General features: G+C 63.4%; 13 protein-coding genes. 6 read left to right on the plus strand and 7 right to left on the minus strand.

Annotated features, from left to right (window positions below; translation table 11 throughout):
* Nucleotides 1-264: 264 nt before the first annotated feature.
* Nucleotides 265-612 (plus strand): cupin domain-containing protein, encoded by a 348-nt coding sequence (locus tag KIH76_RS10475; RefSeq protein ID WP_236036984.1) that lies wholly within the window; start codon nucleotides 265-267, stop codon nucleotides 610-612.
* Between the two features lie 239 nt (nucleotides 613-851).
* On the opposite strand, the gene KIH76_RS10480 is transcribed toward KIH76_RS10475, so the two are convergent.
* From KIH76_RS10480 to KIH76_RS10490, 3 genes are all read right to left on the minus strand, one after another.
* A complete protein-coding gene (locus tag KIH76_RS10480; protein WP_236036985.1) occupies nucleotides 852-1943 on the minus strand; it encodes a type IV toxin-antitoxin system AbiEi family antitoxin domain-containing protein in 1092 nt (363 codons plus the stop codon).
* A 611-nt stretch (nucleotides 1944-2554) separates the two neighbouring features.
* Complete coding sequence (locus KIH76_RS10485; RefSeq protein ID WP_219070598.1) at nucleotides 2555-3211, minus strand: sugar O-acetyltransferase; 657 nt, start codon at nucleotides 3209-3211, stop codon at nucleotides 2555-2557.
* A gap of 109 nt (nucleotides 3212-3320) precedes the next feature.
* A complete protein-coding gene (locus tag KIH76_RS10490) occupies nucleotides 3321-3890 on the minus strand; it encodes a DUF1349 domain-containing protein (RefSeq protein WP_214374582.1) in 570 nt (189 codons plus the stop codon).
* 205 nt (nucleotides 3891-4095) lie between these two features.
* Here KIH76_RS10490 and KIH76_RS10495 point away from each other — a divergent pair, with 205 nt between their 5' ends.
* The gene (locus tag KIH76_RS10495; RefSeq protein WP_214374583.1) at nucleotides 4096-5028 is read left to right on the plus strand and encodes an AraC family transcriptional regulator; all 933 of its coding nucleotides are present in this window, start codon (nucleotides 4096-4098) and stop codon (nucleotides 5026-5028) included.
* A gap of 18 nt (nucleotides 5029-5046) precedes the next feature.
* Here KIH76_RS10495 and KIH76_RS10500 read toward each other — a convergent pair whose 3' ends face one another.
* The 3 genes from KIH76_RS10500 to KIH76_RS10510 all read right to left on the minus strand — a co-directional run bounded on the left by KIH76_RS10500 (nucleotide 5047) and on the right by KIH76_RS10510 (nucleotide 7478).
* Nucleotides 5047-5487, minus strand: coding sequence for a GNAT family N-acetyltransferase (locus KIH76_RS10500; protein ID WP_214374584.1), 441 nt, complete (start codon nucleotides 5485-5487; stop codon nucleotides 5047-5049).
* A 214-nt stretch (nucleotides 5488-5701) separates the two neighbouring features.
* On the minus strand, nucleotides 5702-6778 hold the full coding sequence (locus tag KIH76_RS10505) for an aldo/keto reductase (RefSeq protein ID WP_214374585.1): 1077 nt from the start codon (nucleotides 6776-6778) through the stop codon (nucleotides 5702-5704).
* 43 nt (nucleotides 6779-6821) lie between these two features.
* Nucleotides 6822-7478 carry a sugar O-acetyltransferase gene (locus tag KIH76_RS10510; RefSeq protein WP_219070601.1) on the minus strand — a complete coding sequence of 219 codons (657 nt, stop codon included), beginning with the start codon at nucleotides 7476-7478 and terminating at the stop codon, nucleotides 6822-6824.
* Between the two features lie 162 nt (nucleotides 7479-7640).
* Here KIH76_RS10510 and KIH76_RS10515 point away from each other — a divergent pair, with 162 nt between their 5' ends.
* A complete protein-coding gene (locus tag KIH76_RS10515; protein WP_219070603.1) occupies nucleotides 7641-8537 on the plus strand; it encodes a LysR family transcriptional regulator in 897 nt (298 codons plus the stop codon).
* A gap of 222 nt (nucleotides 8538-8759) precedes the next feature.
* The gene (locus KIH76_RS10520; RefSeq protein ID WP_214374588.1) at nucleotides 8760-10310 is read left to right on the plus strand and encodes an aminotransferase class I/II-fold pyridoxal phosphate-dependent enzyme; all 1551 of its coding nucleotides are present in this window, start codon (nucleotides 8760-8762) and stop codon (nucleotides 10308-10310) included.
* A gap of 104 nt (nucleotides 10311-10414) precedes the next feature.
* Here the strand turns inward: KIH76_RS10520 and lepB are convergent, their stop codons facing one another.
* Nucleotides 10415-11035: a signal peptidase I gene (gene lepB, locus KIH76_RS10525; RefSeq protein WP_219070605.1), complete on the minus strand. Its 621-nt coding sequence runs from the start codon at nucleotides 11033-11035 to the stop codon at nucleotides 10415-10417.
* A 331-nt stretch (nucleotides 11036-11366) separates the two neighbouring features.
* Here lepB and gltB point away from each other — a divergent pair, with 331 nt between their 5' ends.
* Both gltB and KIH76_RS10535 read left to right on the plus strand, forming a co-directional pair.
* The gene (gltB, locus tag KIH76_RS10530; RefSeq protein ID WP_219070607.1) at nucleotides 11367-15938 is read left to right on the plus strand and encodes a glutamate synthase large subunit; all 4572 of its coding nucleotides are present in this window, start codon (nucleotides 11367-11369) and stop codon (nucleotides 15936-15938) included.
* A 1-nt stretch (nucleotide 15939) separates the two neighbouring features.
* Nucleotides 15940-17472 (plus strand): glutamate synthase subunit beta, encoded by a 1533-nt coding sequence (locus KIH76_RS10535; RefSeq protein ID WP_219070609.1) that lies wholly within the window; start codon nucleotides 15940-15942, stop codon nucleotides 17470-17472.
* Nucleotides 17473-17495: the final 23 nt, after the last annotated feature.

The following is a 17495-nucleotide window of genomic DNA, read 5'->3' on the forward strand; positions in this document are numbered from 1 at the left end:
AATACCAGCTCAAACCCCCGCTGACCGCCACGCAAGCCAACCGCCTGCACGACGGCAACGGCACGACCGGCAAACAGGCACGCGTCGCCACGGCCGGCAACCGCAAACGAGCCATCCGACGAGGCACACGCTAACACGCCACGTCCGCTCCCACGCGTAGGTTTTCAAACAACACCACGCATGGTGCGAGCGTCAGCGTCGCCACTCAACCCATCAAACAACCAAACACGGTGCGTTGCGGCGATGAATGAAAGGATTTCGAAGATGAGCGAACAGACGAGTGGCCCGCAGCCGTCTGAGGTGATGGAGTTCATCGATGATTTGGGATCGCTGGTGGCGGTGCAGCCCGAAGCCACGGTCTCGCGTACCGTGATGCAGGTGGAAGGCGCCAACGTGGTGCTCTTCTCCTTCGACAAGGGGCAGGAATTGAGCGAGCACACCGCCGCAGTGCCGGTGCTGGTGCAATGTCTCGAAGGACATCTCAAGGTCACCGGTGGCGGCAAGACCGTGGATCTCGTGCCGGGCGGCATCCTGCATTTCCCGACCCGGCTGCCGCATGCGGTGTACGCCGCGGAAGCGTCCAAGATGGTCCTGATCATGGTGCGGAGCTGAACGTCATCGTTCGTTCGGAATGATTTGTTATGCGGTTCCTGGTCCTGTTTTGTCCGGAGTCCGCTTTCGTCGTAATCTCCATAGTTTCTCCTCGCAAAGTTCGCATGATTTCGTCGACCGTGCGAACTATGTGAGGAAACAAGTGGATCAAACTTCGCAAAGTTCGTACATCTCACGAAATCATGCGAACTTTGCGAGGAGAACGGCGTGCTCGAGCCCATACCTGCCGGTCTTCCAAGTCAATACTCACGTCCTTTGACGTCCGTCCGTCGTTCGTAGAACGGATGCATGCCGGTCATCGGCACGTCGGCGTCTAACAATTTGTGCATCAGCGGCGATCGTTGTGCAACCTCGTCGAACGTCGTCCGGATAATCGTGGTCACCTTGGCGCGGCGCAACGCGTCCTCGCGTTCGCGTTCGTCATGTACCACGGATTGTACGCCGCGTCGTCCCGTCATCTTCGGATCGACGTACTTGCCGGTGCCGTCATATTCCAGCACGATGATGCGTCCGTCCTGCGTATGCCATACGAAGTCGACGCGGTACCGTTTCCACGGGGCATCGGGGTCGACGAACACATGCTGCAATTGCGGCACTGCGAACCCCAGATCGAGGACCGTCGCGTAGCACCACGATTCGCCGCCGTTCTCGCACAACGGGTTCGCATAATGCAACAAGCGAAGCACGGGGCCGTGACCCGTATGCAATCCGTCGCACGTCTCCATTACCTCATCCAAGGTGACGAGCCCCCTGCGCAACGCCGAATTGAACATGGGCATCGCCTGCGCAAACGGATATCGCAAACCGCAATCGACCAGCGTCCTTGCCGGCGAAGTGACTCGCACGATCTCCGTCCCCGGATCGGCCGGCGCGGCGGACAACGCATGCTCCGGCGTGACGGAGATCGTGAGGCCTCCGGGACGTGGGCGATGCGCTACCCGGACCACCGGCATATGCCGCATGAAGATGCGGCGGATGTTCGTGTGACAGCGGGAATTGCCGCCGGTGGGCGAGGCGATGAACACCGCATCGTCTCTGTGGAGCCGCCAACTGTATTCGAGTTGCAATATGGCGGCGGCGCTGAGTCCGGCGAATACGCGGGATGGCTGCCGGTACGCCAGTGAGCGGATGACATGACGTGCCTGTTCTCTGGCATTCAGGTCGTTCCAGTACTCGGCTCGCGCGTAGATGCCGCGATGGGGACGGACCAGCAGCCCCGATCGCAGCCGTGTGATCACGGCGTGACGTTGAGCGCCGGTCGCAGGGGAGAAGCAGCGGCGGAAAGTTTCGGCTTCGTTGCACAGGTTGTCGATGTCCGTATTCTTGCGCATACGGCTAATGATGGGCGCATGCGGCTACCCGCGCAATGAAAACAGGGGTATGTGGTCGAAAGGTATGCTTCGGCGTGTTGTATCGTTCGGCTCGGTCCCGGCTTCGCAAGGTTCGCATGATTTTGACGACCTTGCGAACTTTGCGAGGAAAAAGGCCTCCCAAACCTCATAAAGCTCGCGCAACCCTTGAAATCATGCGAACTTTGCGAGGATGGATTATGGTGTCGACCTGGTGTGGAGAGGTCGGCCTCGGACTGTGCCGTTGCGACTAGACCGTGTGCGATTCGGGTGCACGGGATGGTGTCCGGGAACGCGAACCGTCTCGTCGTCATGCTTGACGTGAACGGGGCAAGACCATTCCGCACGGCTCCACTGATGGGTGGGTGTGCGGAATGGTCTTGGATTGATTGCCGTGGCGAAACGTGGGGAAGTCCCGGTGTCAGTGCACCGAACGAACGTTGCGGTGATAACGACTATGACGATGGGGATCGCGAACGCTGGCGTGAAGGTGTCGGTGGCCGTTTCCTCCTCCGAAGTGATAGTCGGATCGACGGCGCGACAGGAAGTAATCGTTCGCTGATAGTCGGTCGCTCTTTTATCCATCCGCGCCGTCAGCGGGCCGCATCGCGGGCGGCGATGCGCTCGCAGAAGCCGGTCTTGTCCGCTTCGGTGATCGGGCGCAGCACGCGGGCCGGATTGCCCACGGCGATTACGCCGGCCGGAATGTCGTGCGTGACGACCGAACCCGCACCGATTACCGAGCCGCGGCCGATGGTCACGCCGCCGAGCACGGTCACGTGGCCGCCCAGCCACACGCCGTCCTCGATCACGATCGGCTTGGCCTGGCATGCGCCTGCCTTACGCTCCTCGAAGTCGAGCGCATGGTTCGTGGCGAACAGGCCGACCATCGGCGCGATCCACACGTAGTCGCCGATCGTGATCGGCGCGTTGTCGAGCATCACGCAGTCGAAGTTGATATACGCGTGCGAGCCGATCGAGATGTTGCGGCCCATTTCGCAGCGGAAGTTCGGTTCGATGAACACGTCGTCGCCGACCTCGGCGAATAGCTGTTCCATGATCGCCCGGCGTTCGGCCTCCTGATCGTAGTCGAGCGCGTTGTAGGCGCGGAACAGCTTCTTGGCCTCCACGCGCTTGCGCTCGATCTCCGGATGCGAGTCCTGATAGACCTCGCCGGCCACCATAAGATCCCATTCGATGCGGCCCTCGGGCGTGAGATCCGCGGTGACGTCGTAGGTGTTCGTGGTCATGATTGTTCGCTCCTTCGCCGATGTTGTGTACGGTCGTACATTATAGGTGACATGCTCGATGTATCCGGATCGAATCGGATAAGCCGAACATGACCCGGGAGTTGCGCGGTCACTGTCCGGCACGCGGATCGGACAGGCGATGGTCGAGGATCTCAAAGTCGGTGAAGGTACGCGTGCCTCCTTCGCCGGTGGGGGACTGGGCCTCGAACCCGACCTTGAGCAGCCGGTCGAACGGCATGGAGGAGCATAGGCGCGACATGAACCACTGCATGCCGTCGAAGGAGTAGTGGATCGAAAACACATCGTCGGTGCGGGCGAGTTGCAGCCAGACGAAATCACCGTGAACGGTGACGCCGTAACAGTCGTCCGAAACGCCATCGGTCGCCACGGTGACCACCGACTTGAACCCGTAATCGCCCTGCTCGAAGCAGGCCTTCACCCAATGGGTGTCATCCTGATAGGCGAACAGTGCGCCGCCGTCGAACTTCGCCTTGTGCTCGAGCGAGATCTTGGCTCGGCAAACGAAGTCGCCCACGACCGGACGGTAGACGAATGCCGCGTCGGCTACCACGCTGTCGTCCACGGGATTGACGAAGAAGTCCTTGCCTGGTATGGATTCGATGGTCAGTACGTTGCCGCTGATGTTGAATGTGACGTTGTCTGAGTTTGCGCGCAGCATGATGGGATTCCTTTCTATCGGTGATCCGGGATCGGTGCCCGGTTGCGTATCCCCGTTTGGCTGGGATGATTGATTATGATGATAATTCCGTAAGCTCTCTCAAATTCCGCTTGCTTTGGTGAAATATTGGTATGATGATTCCAAAATATAGAAGGATCATTCCCTGATGGATTCACTGCGCGAAGATGTATGGAGGTGACGTGGCATGGCGAACATTGCGGTTCGGGTGAACTCCGACTATCTGGAGGACGTGCAGTACGATGACCCCACTCTGCCGATCCACTTCTGCATGGACTACTTCGACACGCTTGCTGGCCACGAGATCAACGTGCACTGGCATCGCGACTTCGAGTTCGCGATCATGCTGCGTGGCGCCTGCAACTATCATCTGGGCGGCGGCGACGCGATACGGCTCGAACAGGGCGATGGCATCTTCGTCAATTCCGAAGCGCTGCACTCGGCAGACAATCCCACGCCGGGTGCGATCATGAGCTGCGTCACGTTCTCTCCGTTGTTCTTCACCGGGCAGCCGTCCGGCACGATCTACGGCGAACACATACTGCCGGTCGTGAACCGGCCGCTCGCCGGACTACGTCTCGACGCGAGCCGAAACCGTGACATGCTTGCGGAAATACTGACGGTTACGTCGATCGGCAAACGCGAGACAACTGCACCGCTGGAATACGTCGAACATGTGGCGAGACTGTGGCGGCTGACGTTGTCTGCGATCGACAAGGTGCCGGACGAGCGGCCGGACGAGATGGAACTGCTTCGTGAACGGCGCATGCGCACCATGATGACGTTCATTCAACGGCATTTCGATGCCGGCATCGGTTTGCTCGACATCGCGGCCAGCGCCGGCATCGGTCGCACCGAATGCTTCCGGCTGTTCACACGTCTCGCCGGAGTCAGCCCGGGGGAGTACCTGATCTCCTACCGTCTGCGTCGGGCCGCGGCGATGCTCGTCTCCGGCGACGATTCCGTCGCGCTCATCGCCCATGTCTGCGGGTTCAACGACGCCAGCTATTTCGCCAAACGGTTTCGGCAGCGCTATGGATGCACGCCAAGGGAATATCGTGCCCGTTGCCGGACGGGTTTTGCGGCGTCCTGTGTTGCCGGAGTGAAGATTAGAGAGTGATTGCGAAACTTGCACGTATTATTGCGCCCGCCACATCATGCCGATGTGGGGGATGCCGTCCTCGAGAAACTCGTCGGAGATCTGCGTGAAGCCGAGCTGCTCGTACAGGCCGCGCGCGTAGGTCTGCGCCTCGATATGCACGACGTCGGCGTGCATGCGTTCCTGTGCCACGCGCAATCCCTCGCGTACGATCCGCGTGCCGAGGCCCTGCCGGCGGCGGGTCGCCAGCACACGGCCGATCGACGCTTCCGCAAACGTGACGCCCGGATCGATCACGCGGCAATAGGCGGCGATGCCATCCTCGTCATGCAGGAACACATGCCAGCAATGCCGGTCCGCCTCGTCCACCTCCTGATAGGCGCACCGCTGCTCCACCACGAACACCGCCACGCGCGCCCGGTAGATCTCATACAACTCCGCCGCGCTCAGCTCTTCCAGCCGTTTCACCGTCAACTGCATGATCCCATCGTATAAGCCGCGTCCGATTCCATTCACAAACCGTATGGCCGGCCATTGAAAGAGCCTATTGGACATGGCGATTGATGTGCGGTGTAATGCATCACAGTGGACAGACGAACACCCCTTCCCGCAGGGGCAGGCTCAATGGGGTGATGGAGAAGCCATATGAGTAGTTTTGTATGCTTGTTCATGATAGTCGGTCGAACTGCGTTCGTCACCGGTTGGTGAGCGCCTCCTGTGTGGGCGCGTAACGGGCGCCTTCGATGGTGATCGAGTCGAGCGTGCGGTTGATCTCGGCCAGTTCGTCCGGCGTGAACGTGACGGCCGCGCCGCCGAGGTTCTGCCGCAGCCGGTCGACGTGCTTGGTGCCGGGGATCGGCACGATCCACGGGCGTTGCGCGAGCAGCCAGCCGAGCGCGATCTGCGCGGGCGCGACGTCGCGTTCGTCCGCCAACGACTGCACGTATTCGCTCATGCGGATGTTGTGCGCCATATGCTCGGGGGAGAAGCGCGGGATCTTGCTGCGATAGTCGTCGGCGGCGAAGCGCGTGGCCGCGGTGAACCGGCCTGCCAGCATCGCCTTGCCGAGCGGGCTGAACGGCACGAGCCCGATGCCCAGCTCCTCGAGCATCGGCATCAGCTCTCGTTCGGGACGCCGCCACCACATCGAATACTCGTTCTGCACCGCCGTGACCGGCGTGACCGCATGCGCGCGGCGCACCGTGGCGGGCGCCGCCTCCGACAGCCCCCAGTGCAGGATCTTGCCTTCGGCCATCAGCTCGCCCATCACTCCGGCCACATCCTCGATCGGCACGGTCGTGTCCACGCGATGCTGGTAGTACAGGTCGATGTGATCGGTGCGCAGTCGTCTGAGCGACCCTTCGACCGCCTTGCGGATCGTTTCGGGACGCGAATCGGTCTGCTGCACGCGGCCGGACGCGTCCAACGCCGCGCTCCCGTCGGAGCCGTCGCCGTTCGGGTCGCCGTGCAAGGCGAATCCGAACTTGGTGGCGATCACCACGTCGTCGCGGAACGGCTCCAACGCCTCGCCGACCAGCGCCTCGTTCGTGAACGGCCCGTACACTTCGGCCGTGTCGAAGAACCGTTCGCCCATCTCGTACGCCGCGCGGATTACGCGGATCGACTCATCGTGCGGCAGGAACGGCGGCCAGCTCATCGTGAACCCCATGCAGCCCAAGCCGATCGCCGACACCTCCAATGCGGCCGGGCCCGTGCCCAGTATGCGAGTCGGCATCGCCGCTGTGGGGGCGGTCGCGGTATTCGTTTCCATGATGCGTTCCTTTCGCCATGCCATTATGTGAGCGATGCCACGATCAGACGTGGCCGATGACGTGTGCCGGATTGCCGGCGACGATCGTGCCGGCCGGCACGTCGTGCGTGACGATCGCGCCCGCGCCGACGATCGCGCCGTCTCCGACCGTCACGTGCTGCAGGATGATTGCGCCCGCGCCGATCCATACGCGCTTGCCGATCGTGATCGGCCGGCTGACGGTCGTGGCCCGCCGGGCCGGGTCCTTCATATGGTTGATGGTGATGAGCTGCACGTTCGGCCCCAGGAACGAATCGTCGCCGATACTGATGCCGCCACGGTCCATGAGCATGCACCCCCAGTTGATGAACACGTTGCGCCCGAGCGTGATGTTGTGGCCGAAATCCGTGTAGAACGGCGGATTGAGTCGGAACGACGGATCGACCGGATGGCCGACGATCCGTTCGAAGAGCGCATGAGTCTCCTCGGAGTCGTGGTATCCGGTGTTCAGTTCGATGCACAGACGTTTCGTAGCGCGGATGATGGTGCCGATGGCGGCGTCGTAGCCGGGCTCGCGCGGATCGACCGGTTCGCCGCCGCGGTCACGGGCAAGCAGATCCGTCGTTTGCAAAGACGGTTCGGACGATGGTTCCGTATCGGAGATGCCGTCGCGGACAGTGGATGCGTCGGCGGCGAGGGCGAGGGTTGCGTTGGCGGTCATGATGCGTTCCTTTCGACGATCGCCATCATTGAACCGCTGCAATCATCTATTGTCTAATAGCATGAGCATATGGTCGTCTATGCTTACAGTGTATGGCTGGCATCGTAATGGCATCCTGCCGATGTGCGGGACGATGCAGGCAATGAGGAAACGGAGCGGGGTATGGAATTGCGCGTACTGCGGTATTTTCTGGCGGTGGCCGAGGAAGGTAGCGTCACCGGCGGCGCCGAACTGCTGCGGATATCCCAGCCCACGATGTCGCGCCAACTGCAGCAGCTCGAACGCGAGCTTGGCGTGACGCTGTTCGAACGGGGCCAACGGTCCATCGCGCTGACGCCTGAAGGCCTGCTGTTGCGCGATCGGGCACGGGCACTCGTCGAACTCGCCGACAAGACCGTGAACGATGTGACGAATCGTTCGGCTGAAGAGCTGAACGGCGAGATCGCGGTGTGTTGCGGTGAGCTGCGTGGCGTTGATTGGCTGGCCGATCGCATGGTCGCGTTTCGCGCGCGGCACCCGCACGTGCGGTTCGCGCTGTTCTCCGCGACGGCCGACGTGATGCAGGAACGACTGGAACAGGGGTTGTCCGACGTCGCCGTGATGGGCGGGTCGATCGATGCGGAACGGTTCGATTTCCTGCATCTGCCGCATCAGGACCGTTGGGGCGTGATGATGCGTGACGGCGATCCATTGGCCGGTCGCGGCGAGATCGCTCCCGTCGATCTCAGAGGGAGAGAAGTGCTGATGCAGTACCGTCCGCAGGTGCGCGGCATGCTGGACAGCTGGCTCGGCGGCGTGCGTGACGAGATCATCGTCGCCGGCACCTACAACCTGCCGTTGAACGCGGCGACCGCGGTGCGGCACGGCCTCGGCATCGCCCTGTGCATCGATGTGGGGCAGGTGGGAGACGGCCTGCGGTTCGTGCCGTTGACGCCGCGTCTCGACGTGCCGTCCGCCGTCGTGTGGAAACGAGGGCGCACGCTCAATCCCTCGGCTGCGGCGTTCGTCGGATCGTTGCGCGATGCCGGCGTGTCCGATGTGCCCGATCTGGTCGGTTGACGGGGTTGGGTGTCCGTCCGTCTATCCTCGCACCGTGTCCGGGTGCGTGGGGCGCTGATTGCACACGGCCTGCAGAGGAGGGGCACACGCCGATCGAAAGGTTCAATTTGTGTTTCCGGAATGTGACGTGAATTGAACTTACGGTGCTTTCGGGGATGATGTAGTGCTATGGTTTGAACCAATGGTTTTGAACTTTGAACTTTCCGGGATCGGGGGAGTGACATGGAAAGTTTCGCGACGCGATTGAAGACGGCGATGGGCGCCCGTCATCTCAAACAGGTCGACATCGTCCATGCGGCCCAGCGGGCTGGGATCAAACTCGGCAAAAGCCACATCAGCCAGTATGTCGGCGGCAAGACCATACCTCGTACGGAAACGCTGCGCTTCCTCGCCGATACGCTCGGCGTCGACGAGGAATGGCTGCTCGGCCATGATATGTCGCAGTCAAGCGGTCCGCAGCTATCCACGGCACCCGCCGCACCGGCGTTGACCACACGGGCATCATCTCAGCACACGGCGTCAGACCACCAGACCATCCTCACGGAAGAAGGAATCCCCATGCGTCAGTTCCACAAATCCACCAAACTCGACAACGTGTTGTACGATGTGCGCGGCCCGGTCGTCGACGAGGCCGCCCGTATGGAGGAAGCGGGCATGCACGTGCTCAAGCTCAACATCGGCAACCCCGCGCCGTTCGGCTTCCGCACGCCCGACGAGGTCGTTTACGACATGTCGCGCCAGCTGACCGACACCGAAGGCTACTCCGCGTCCAAGGGCCTGTTCTCCGCGCGCAAGGCCATCATGCAGTACGCGCAGCTCAAGAACATCCCCAATGTCGGCATCGAGGACATCTACACCGGCAACGGCGTGAGCGAGCTCATCAACCTGTCCATGTCCGCCCTGCTCGACGACGGCGACGAAGTGCTCGTGCCCAGCCCCGACTACCCGCTGTGGACCGCGTGCGTGAACCTTGCCGGCGGTACCGCCGTGCACTACGTGTGCGACGAGCAGTCCGAATGGTATCCGGACATCGACGACATGCGCTCCAAGATCACCGACCGCACGGTTGCGATCGTCCTGATCAATCCGAACAACCCGACCGGCGCGCTCTACCCGCCCGAAGTGCTCCAGCAGATCGTCGACCTCGCCCGCGAACACCAGCTCATGATCTTCTCTGACGAGATTTACGACCGTCTCGTCATGGATGGCCTCAAGCACGTCTCGATCGCCTCGATGGCGCCCGACCTGTTCTGCGTTACGTTCTCCGGCCTGTCGAAGTCGCACATGATCGCCGGCTACCGCGTCGGCTGGATGGTCCTGAGCGGCAACAAGCGCATAGCCAAGGACTACATCGAGGGACTCAACATGCTCGCCAACATGCGCATCTGCTCGAACGTTCCCGCCCAGTCGATCGTGCAGACCGCACTCGGCGGCCATCAATCCGTGAACGACTACATCGTGCCCGGCGGCCGCATCCACGACCAGCGCGACTACATCTACAACGCGCTCAATTCGATCGACGGCGTCACCGCAGTCAAGCCGAAGGCCGCGTTCTACATATTCCCGAAACTCGATGTGAAGAAGTTCAACATCACCGACGACGAACAGTTCGCGCTCGACCTGCTGCACGACAAGCGCATTCTCATCACGCGAGGCGGCGGATTCAACTGGCAGGAGCCGGACCACTTCCGCATCGTCTATCTGCCGCGCATCGAAGTGCTCAAGGACGCGGTCGACAAGCTCACCGACTTCCTGTCGTACTACCACCAGTGATCCGCGGCGGGCCGAGAGCGATTCGAGGTATCCAAGACAATATGCGTGTGGCCTTCCTCCGGATGGGGAAGGCCACACGCATATGAAACGGAACGAGCCAGTCGTCACCGCGCGTCGGGTACGGCCGCGAACACCTCGTGGTGCGCATCGAGCACATGGACGCGATCAAGAGGCCAGAACGTGAACACGGCCACGCCCTCCGAGTTGCTCATCGGCACCTGACCTCCGTTGGCATCGTCCTGATGGGCCCGGCTGTCGGCGCTGCCCGAACGGTTGTCGCCCATCATCCACATCATCCCGTTCTTGACCGTGACGCTGAACGCCTGATCAGACGGGTTCACCCCGGACTTCAGATACGCTGACTCGTCGATCGCCACGCCATTGACCTTGAGCGGCGCGCCGTCGCCGTCGCAACTGACCGTGTCTCCCGGCAGACCGATCACCCGTTTGATCAGATACTTGCCCTTGCCAGCCGACAGCCAGTTGTCCGGATCCTTGAACACGACGATGTCGCCGCGTTGCGGCTTCATCACCTTGACCGCGACCACGCGATCCTTCAGCTGGATCGTGTCAAGCATACTGCCGGACGGGATCACGTACGTGCCCAGCAGAAACATGCGGATCAGCGCCACCGCGACCACCGGCACCACGATCCAAGGAAGCCAGTCCATCAGTCCTTCCGAGGGGGCCGTAGACTCGTTCGCCCGTGCGCTGTGTCTTGCCATATCCGTCACTTCCGTTCCCTGCGCCCGCGCCGCCGGTGCGGCACAGTCTGCCATTGCACTGCCCGCCATTATCCCACAGCCGGCCCGGCGGTTCGCTGGGAGCGTCGCGGCATACGGGATATCCTGAGACGTCGGCCGCCACGACGACACCGTGACCGCGCACATTCGTAAAATCCTCTAGAATTGGGTATTGACTTTTGCCCCGACTCGGTATATGGACAGGGAAACGTATTTGACATATCCCAGCGGTACTCTGTCCTACGCATTACCTAAAGAACCGTAGGTTGTCAAGACCTGCCGAAAAAGAATCATAGACATGAAGGTGGTTTCGGTGACTTTCCACGCCCCGCTCGATCTGAGCATTCATTCATCACAAGGTCTGTACGACCCCAGCGCCGAACATGACGCCTGCGGCGTCGGCATGGTCACCACGCTCAACAAGCAGCCCGAACGCAAGATCATCGACGACGCCATCGAGGTGCTGGTCAACCTCAACCACCGCGGCGCGGTCGGCGCCGAGGAGAACACCGGCGACGGCGCGGGCATCCTCATGAGCATGCCTGACGAGTTCATGCGCGCCACCGCCGGCGTCGAACTGCCCGAGGCGGGCCATTACGCGGCTGGCATCGCGTTCCTCGATCGCGACATTGCCACCTCCGGCCAGCAGGAGCAGGCCATCGCCAACATCGTGCGCGAGGAGGGCCTCGAAGTCCTCGCGTGGCGCGTCGTGCCGACCAACCCGGACGGCCTCGGCCTGCAGGCCCTCGCCTCCATGCCGAGCTTCAAGACGCTCGTCGTGGCAGACCCGGACGGCAAACTCGCCGGCATCGACCTCGACCGCAAGACGTTCCGCATCCGCAAGCGCGTCGAGCATGAGGTCGGCATCTACTTCGCGTCGCTGTCGGCCCGCACCATCACCTACAAGGGCATGCTCACCACGATGCAGCTCACCCCGTTCTTCCCCGACCTGAGCAACCCGCTCATGAAGGCGAAGATCGCGATCGTGCACTCGCGCTTCTCCACCAACACGTTCCCGAGCTGGCCGCTCGCCCAGCCGTTCCGCCTGCTCGCCCACAATGGCGAGATCAACACCATCCAGGGCAACCGCAATTGGCTGTCCGCGCGCGAGGGCCGCCTGAGTTCCGAACTGCTCGGCGAGTTCAAGCCGCTGCTGCCGATCACCACGCCCGGCTATTCGGATTCCGGCACGTTCGACGAATGTCTCGAACTGCTGCACCTCGCCGGCCGCTCCCTGCCGCACGCGATCTCGATGATGCTGCCGCCGGCCTGGGAGAACAACGACCAGCTCGACCCGGACGTCAAGGCGTTCTACGAGTACAACAACACGCTGATCGAGCCGTGGGACGGCCCGGCCGACATCATCTTCACCGACGGCACGCAGGTCGGCGCCCTGCTCGACCGCAACGGCTTCCGCCCCGGCCGCTGGCAGCTCACCGACGACGGCTATCTCGTGCTCGCTTCCGAGGCGGGCGTGCTGCCCGAGATCGACGACGCGCACGTGGTCGAGAAGGGCCGCCTGGAACCGGGCAAGATGTTCCTCGTCGACACCGACGAAGGCCGCATCATCCCCGACGAGGAGATCAAGAAGAGCCTCGCATCGCAGCACCCGTACCGCCAGTGGGTCGAGGGCAACTCGGTGGAGATGAGCGACCTGCCTCAGCGCGAGCACGTGAGCCACTCCGGCCAGTCCGTGCAGCGCCGCCAGCGTGCGTTCGGCTACACTGAGGAGGACTTGAAGCTCCTGCTCGCCCCGATGGCCAACACCGGCAAGGAGCCGCTCGGCTCGATGGGCAACGACAACCCGCTGCCGGTGCTCTCCAAGCGCAGCCGCATGCTGTTCGACTACTTCCACCAGAAGTTCGCGCAGGTCACCAACCCGCCGCTGGACTGGGAGCGCGAGGAGATCGTCACCTCGCTCGAGTCCGCGATCGGCCCGGAACCGAACCTGCTCGAGGATTCCGAGCTGCATGCCAAGAAGATCCTCATCCCGCTGCCGGTCATCAACTCCGACGAGATGGCCCAGCTCAAGCGGCTTGACAAGGCCAAGGTGCTCGGCGGCTACTACCGTCCGTTCGTCGTCAAGGGCCTCTATCAGGTCGCCGGCGGCGGCAAGGCGCTCGAGGAGCGTCTCGAGGAAATCTTCTCTGAAGTCGACGAGGCCATCGCGAACGGCAGCAACTTCATCGTGCTCTCCGACCGCGAATCGAACCACACGTGGGGTCCCATCCCGTCGCTGCTGCTCACCGCGGCCGTGCAGCACCATCTGCTGCGCCGCCACACCCGCACACAGATCTCGATGGCCGTCGAGGCCGGCGACGTGCGCGAGATCCACCATGTCGCCCTGCTCATCGCCTACGGCGCGGCCTGTGTGAACCCGTACCTCGCGTTCGAATCCGTCGAGAACCTCGCCCGCACCGGCTACCTCAAGGTCGATGCGCCCACCGCCGTGAAGAACCTCACCAAGGCGCTGTCCATCGGCGTGCTCAAGATCATGGCCAAGATGGGCGTCTCCACGATCATGAGCTACCGTGGCGCGCAGCTGTTCGAGGCCGTGGGCCTGAGCAAGGAAACGGTCGACAAGTACTTCACCGGCACCGTCTCCCAGGTCGGCGGCGTCGGCCTCGACGAGATCGCCGAGGAGGTTGCCATCCGCCATCGCGTCGCCTACCCGAACCAGTGGACGGCCACCCCGCACATGAACCTTGAGACCGGCGGCGAATACAAGTGGCGCCGCACCGGCGAGGACCATCTCAACGACCCCGAGGCGATCTTCCTGCTCCAGCAGTCCACCGCGCGCGGCGACTACCAGATGTTCAAGAAGTACTCGCACCACATCAACGACACGTCGAACCGCATCATGACCCTGCGCGGCCTGATGAAGTTCAAGCACGACCGCAAGCCGATCGACATCTCCGAGGTCGAGCCGGCCTCCGAGATCGTCAAGCGCTTCTCCACCGGCGCGATGAGCTATGGCTCCATCTCGCAGGAGGCGCACGAGACGCTCGCCATCGCCATGAACACGCTCGGCGCGCGCTCCAACTCCGGTGAGGGCGGCGAGTCCGACGACCGCATCGAGGACCCGCTGCGTTACAGCCGCATCAAGCAGATCGCGTCCGCCCGCTTCGGCGTGACCTCCGACTACCTCGTGCATGCCACCGACCTGCAGATCAAGCTCGCGCAGGGCGCCAAGCCCGGCGAGGGCGGCCACCTGCCCGGCGCGAAGGTCCCGCCGTGGATCGCCAAGGTCCGTCACGCGACCCCGGGCGTGGAGCTCATCTCCCCGCCGCCGCACCACGACATCTACTCGATCGAGGATCTCAAGCAGCTGATCAACGACGCGAAGATGGCGAACCCGAAGGCGCGCATCCACGTCAAGCTCGTCTCCGAGTTCGGCGTCGGCACCATCGCGGCCGGCGTGGCCAAGTGCCATGCCGACGTGGTGCTGATCTCCGGCTACGACGGCGGCACCGGCGCGGCCCCGCTCAACGCGATCCGCCACGCGGGCACCCCGTGGGAGATCGGCCTGTCCGAGACCCAGCAGACGCTGATCCTCAACGGCCTGCGCTCCCGCATCGTCGTGCAGTGCGACGGCGAGCTGAAGACCGGTCGCGACGTGGTCATCGCCGCGCTGCTCGGTGCCGAGGAATTCGGTTTCGCGACCGCCGCGCTGATCGTCGAAGGCTGCGTCATGATGCGCGCATGCCAGAAGAACACCTGCCCGCAGGGCATCGCCACCCAGGATCCTGAGCTTCGCGCCCGCTTCCTCGGCAAGCCCGAGTCGGTCATCAACTTCTTCATGTACATCGCCGAGGAGGTGCGCGAGATCCTCGCCGAGCTTGGTTTCCGCACGCTCGAGGAGGCGGTCGGCCACGTCGAGTGCCTCGATCAGAACGAGGCCATCAAGCGTTGGAAGGCCGACGGCGTCGACCTGACCAACGTGCTCATGCAGCCCGGTCCGGTTCCCGGCACCATCCTGCACAACACCGAGCCGCAGAACCACGAGCTCGACAAGGCGCTCGACAACAAGCTCATCGAGCTCGCCCGGCCGGCGCTCGAGAACAAGGAGCCGGTGACGATCGACCTGCCGATCCGCAACGTGAACCGTACGCTCGGCACGATGGTCGGCTACGAGATCACCCGCCGTTACGGCGCGGCCGGTCTGCCGGACAACACGATCGACATGACGTTCCACGGCGCTGGCGGCCAGTCCATCGGCGCGTTCATCCCGAGCGGCGAGACGATCCGCGTGATCGGCGAGGTCAACGACTACGCCGGCAAGGGCCTGTCCGGCGGCCGACTGATCGTGCGTCCGAACGACGACGTGACGTTCGACCCGCATACCAACGTCATCGCGGGCAACGTGACCGGCTTCGGCGCGACCTCCGGCCAGATGTTCGTCGCCGGCCGTGCCGGCGAACGCTTCGCCGTGCGCAACTCCGGCGCGACGTTCGTGGTCGAAGGCGTGGGCGACCACGGCTGCGAGTACATGACCGGCGGCACCGTCGTCGTGCTCGGCTCCACCGGCCGCAACTTCGGCGCCGGCTTCTCGGGCGGCAACGCCTACGTGCTCGACCTCGACATGAACCAGGTCAACCCCGAAGGCCGCAAGAACGGCTCGCTGCTGTTCCAGCCGCTCGACGAGACGACCGCGCCGATCGTGCGCGACCTGGTCGAGCAGCACGCCAAGGAGACCGGCTCCGCGTTCGCCAAGGAACTGCTTGAGAACTGGGACGAGAACGTGCTGCGCTTCACCCGCGTGGTGCCCGAACACTTCCTCGCCATGACCGCGGCCATGAAGCAGGCCGAAGAGGACAACATCGATTTCAATGCGCCCGGCGCCTGGGAACAGGTGTACGAGCACGTGATGGAAGGAGCGCGCTGACATGGGAGATCCTCGTGGATTCCTGAAGGTCCGTACCCGCCGAGAACTCGCCGAACGCCCGGTCGCCGAGCGCATCAAGGACTGGCTCGACGTGCACGCCGAATCCGGCCTGCAGCCGTGGACCACCGAACAGGCGGCCCGCTGCATGGACTGCGGCACCCCGTTCTGCATGACCGGCTGCCCGCTGGGCAACATCATCCCCGAATTCAACGACCTCGTGCGCCAGGAGAAGTGGGAGGACGCGTACAACCGCCTGTCCACCACCAACAACTTCCCCGAGGTCACCGGCCGCATCTGCCCGGCCCTGTGCGAACAGGCCTGCGTGCTCGGCATCCACCAGCCGCCGACGATGATCAAGAACGACGAGTGCACGATCATCGACCAGGCGTGGGATCTCGACTACGTCAAGCCCCTGCCGCCGCAGCGCCTGACCGACCAGACCGTCGCGGTCGTCGGCTCCGGCCCCGCCGGCCTTGCCTGCGCGCAGCAGCTGACCCGTGCCGGCCACACCGTCGTCGTCTATGAGCGCGACGACGCGATCGGCGGCCTGATGCGCTACGGCATCCCGAACTTCAAGCTCGACAAGCGACTGCTTGACCGCCGCGTCAAGCAGATGGAAGCCGAAGGCACGCGCTTCCGCACCGGCGTGGAGATCGGCAAGGACATCAGCTGGGACGATCTGCGCTCCCGCTATGATGCGGTCGTCGTCGCCATCGGTTCGACCGTGCCGCGCGACATGAAGATCCCCGGCCGCGAGCTCAAGGGCATCCACTTCGCGATGGAGTTCCTGCCCGATGCGACCCGCCGCGTGTACGGCGTCAAGCCGGTCAACGACATCACCGCCAAGGACAAGCACGTCGTCATCATCGGTGGTGGCGACACCGGTTCCGACTGCCTCGGCACGTCCATCCGCCAGGGTGCGAAGGACGTGACCGTGCTGCAGATCATGCCGAAGGAACCGTCCTCGCGACCCGACAGTCAGCCGTGGCCGACCTTCGCGCGCCTGTACCAGAAGACCTCCTCGATGGAGGAGGGCGGCACTTACGTGTACAGCACCGATTCGGTCAACTTCGTCGGTTCCGAAGAAGAGCAGGCCAAGGTGCACGTCGAGAACTCGACCGCGACCGAAGGCTTCGTGGCCGACGCAACCGGTCACGTGACCGGTCTGAAGGTCGTCGACGTTGCTCCCGGCGAGAACGGCCCGTTCACCCGTCAGCCCGGCACCGAACGCGTGCTGCCCGCCGACCTGGTGCTCATCTCCGTCGGCTTCCTGCACCCGGACACCACTTCGCTCATGGATCAGCTGCCGGTCGAGCTCGACAAGCGTGGCAATGTCGCTCGCAACGACAAGTTCGCCACTTCGCAGGACGGCGTGTTCGTCGCCGGCGATGCGGGCCGCGGCCAGAGCCTCGTCGTGTGGGCGATCTCGGAGGGACGCTCCTGCGCCGCCGCCGTGGACGAGTACCTGACCGGCTCCACCGAGCTGCCCGCGCCGATTGTCGCCTCCCAGCGCCCGATGATGCTGCCGCGCTGATCGGTTACGCCGCGCCGTCGCCG

This window comes from Bifidobacterium simiiventris (assembly GCF_019331715.1).
Lineage (GTDB): Bacteria > Actinomycetota > Actinomycetes > Actinomycetales > Bifidobacteriaceae > Bifidobacterium > Bifidobacterium simiiventris.

Excerpts from the sequence above, each read along its gene's own strand:
- KIH76_RS10505 (WP_214374585.1), bottom strand. The coding sequence starts at position 6,778 with ATGGAAACGAATACCGCGACCGCCCCCACAGCGGCGATGCCGACTCGC.
- KIH76_RS10535 (WP_219070609.1), top strand. The coding sequence starts at position 15,940 with ATGGGAGATCCTCGTGGATTCCTGAAGGTCCGTACCCGCCGAGAACTC.
- KIH76_RS10515 (WP_219070603.1), top strand. The coding sequence starts at position 7,641 with ATGGAATTGCGCGTACTGCGGTATTTTCTGGCGGTGGCCGAGGAAGGT.
- KIH76_RS10500 (WP_214374584.1), bottom strand. The coding sequence starts at position 5,487 with ATGCAGTTGACGGTGAAACGGCTGGAAGAGCTGAGCGCGGCGGAGTTG.
- KIH76_RS10475 (WP_236036984.1), top strand. The coding sequence starts at position 265 with ATGAGCGAACAGACGAGTGGCCCGCAGCCGTCTGAGGTGATGGAGTTC.
- KIH76_RS10520 (WP_214374588.1), top strand. The coding sequence starts at position 8,760 with ATGGAAAGTTTCGCGACGCGATTGAAGACGGCGATGGGCGCCCGTCAT.
- KIH76_RS10495 (WP_214374583.1), top strand. The coding sequence starts at position 4,096 with ATGGCGAACATTGCGGTTCGGGTGAACTCCGACTATCTGGAGGACGTG.
- KIH76_RS10485 (WP_219070598.1), bottom strand. The coding sequence starts at position 3,211 with ATGACCACGAACACCTACGACGTCACCGCGGATCTCACGCCCGAGGGC.
- KIH76_RS10480 (WP_236036985.1), bottom strand. The coding sequence starts at position 1,943 with ATGCGCAAGAATACGGACATCGACAACCTGTGCAACGAAGCCGAAACT.
- lepB (WP_219070605.1), bottom strand. The coding sequence starts at position 11,035 with ATGGCAAGACACAGCGCACGGGCGAACGAGTCTACGGCCCCCTCGGAA.
- KIH76_RS10510 (WP_219070601.1), bottom strand. The coding sequence starts at position 7,478 with ATGACCGCCAACGCAACCCTCGCCCTCGCCGCCGACGCATCCACTGTC.
- KIH76_RS10490 (WP_214374582.1), bottom strand. The coding sequence starts at position 3,890 with ATGCTGCGCGCAAACTCAGACAACGTCACATTCAACATCAGCGGCAAC.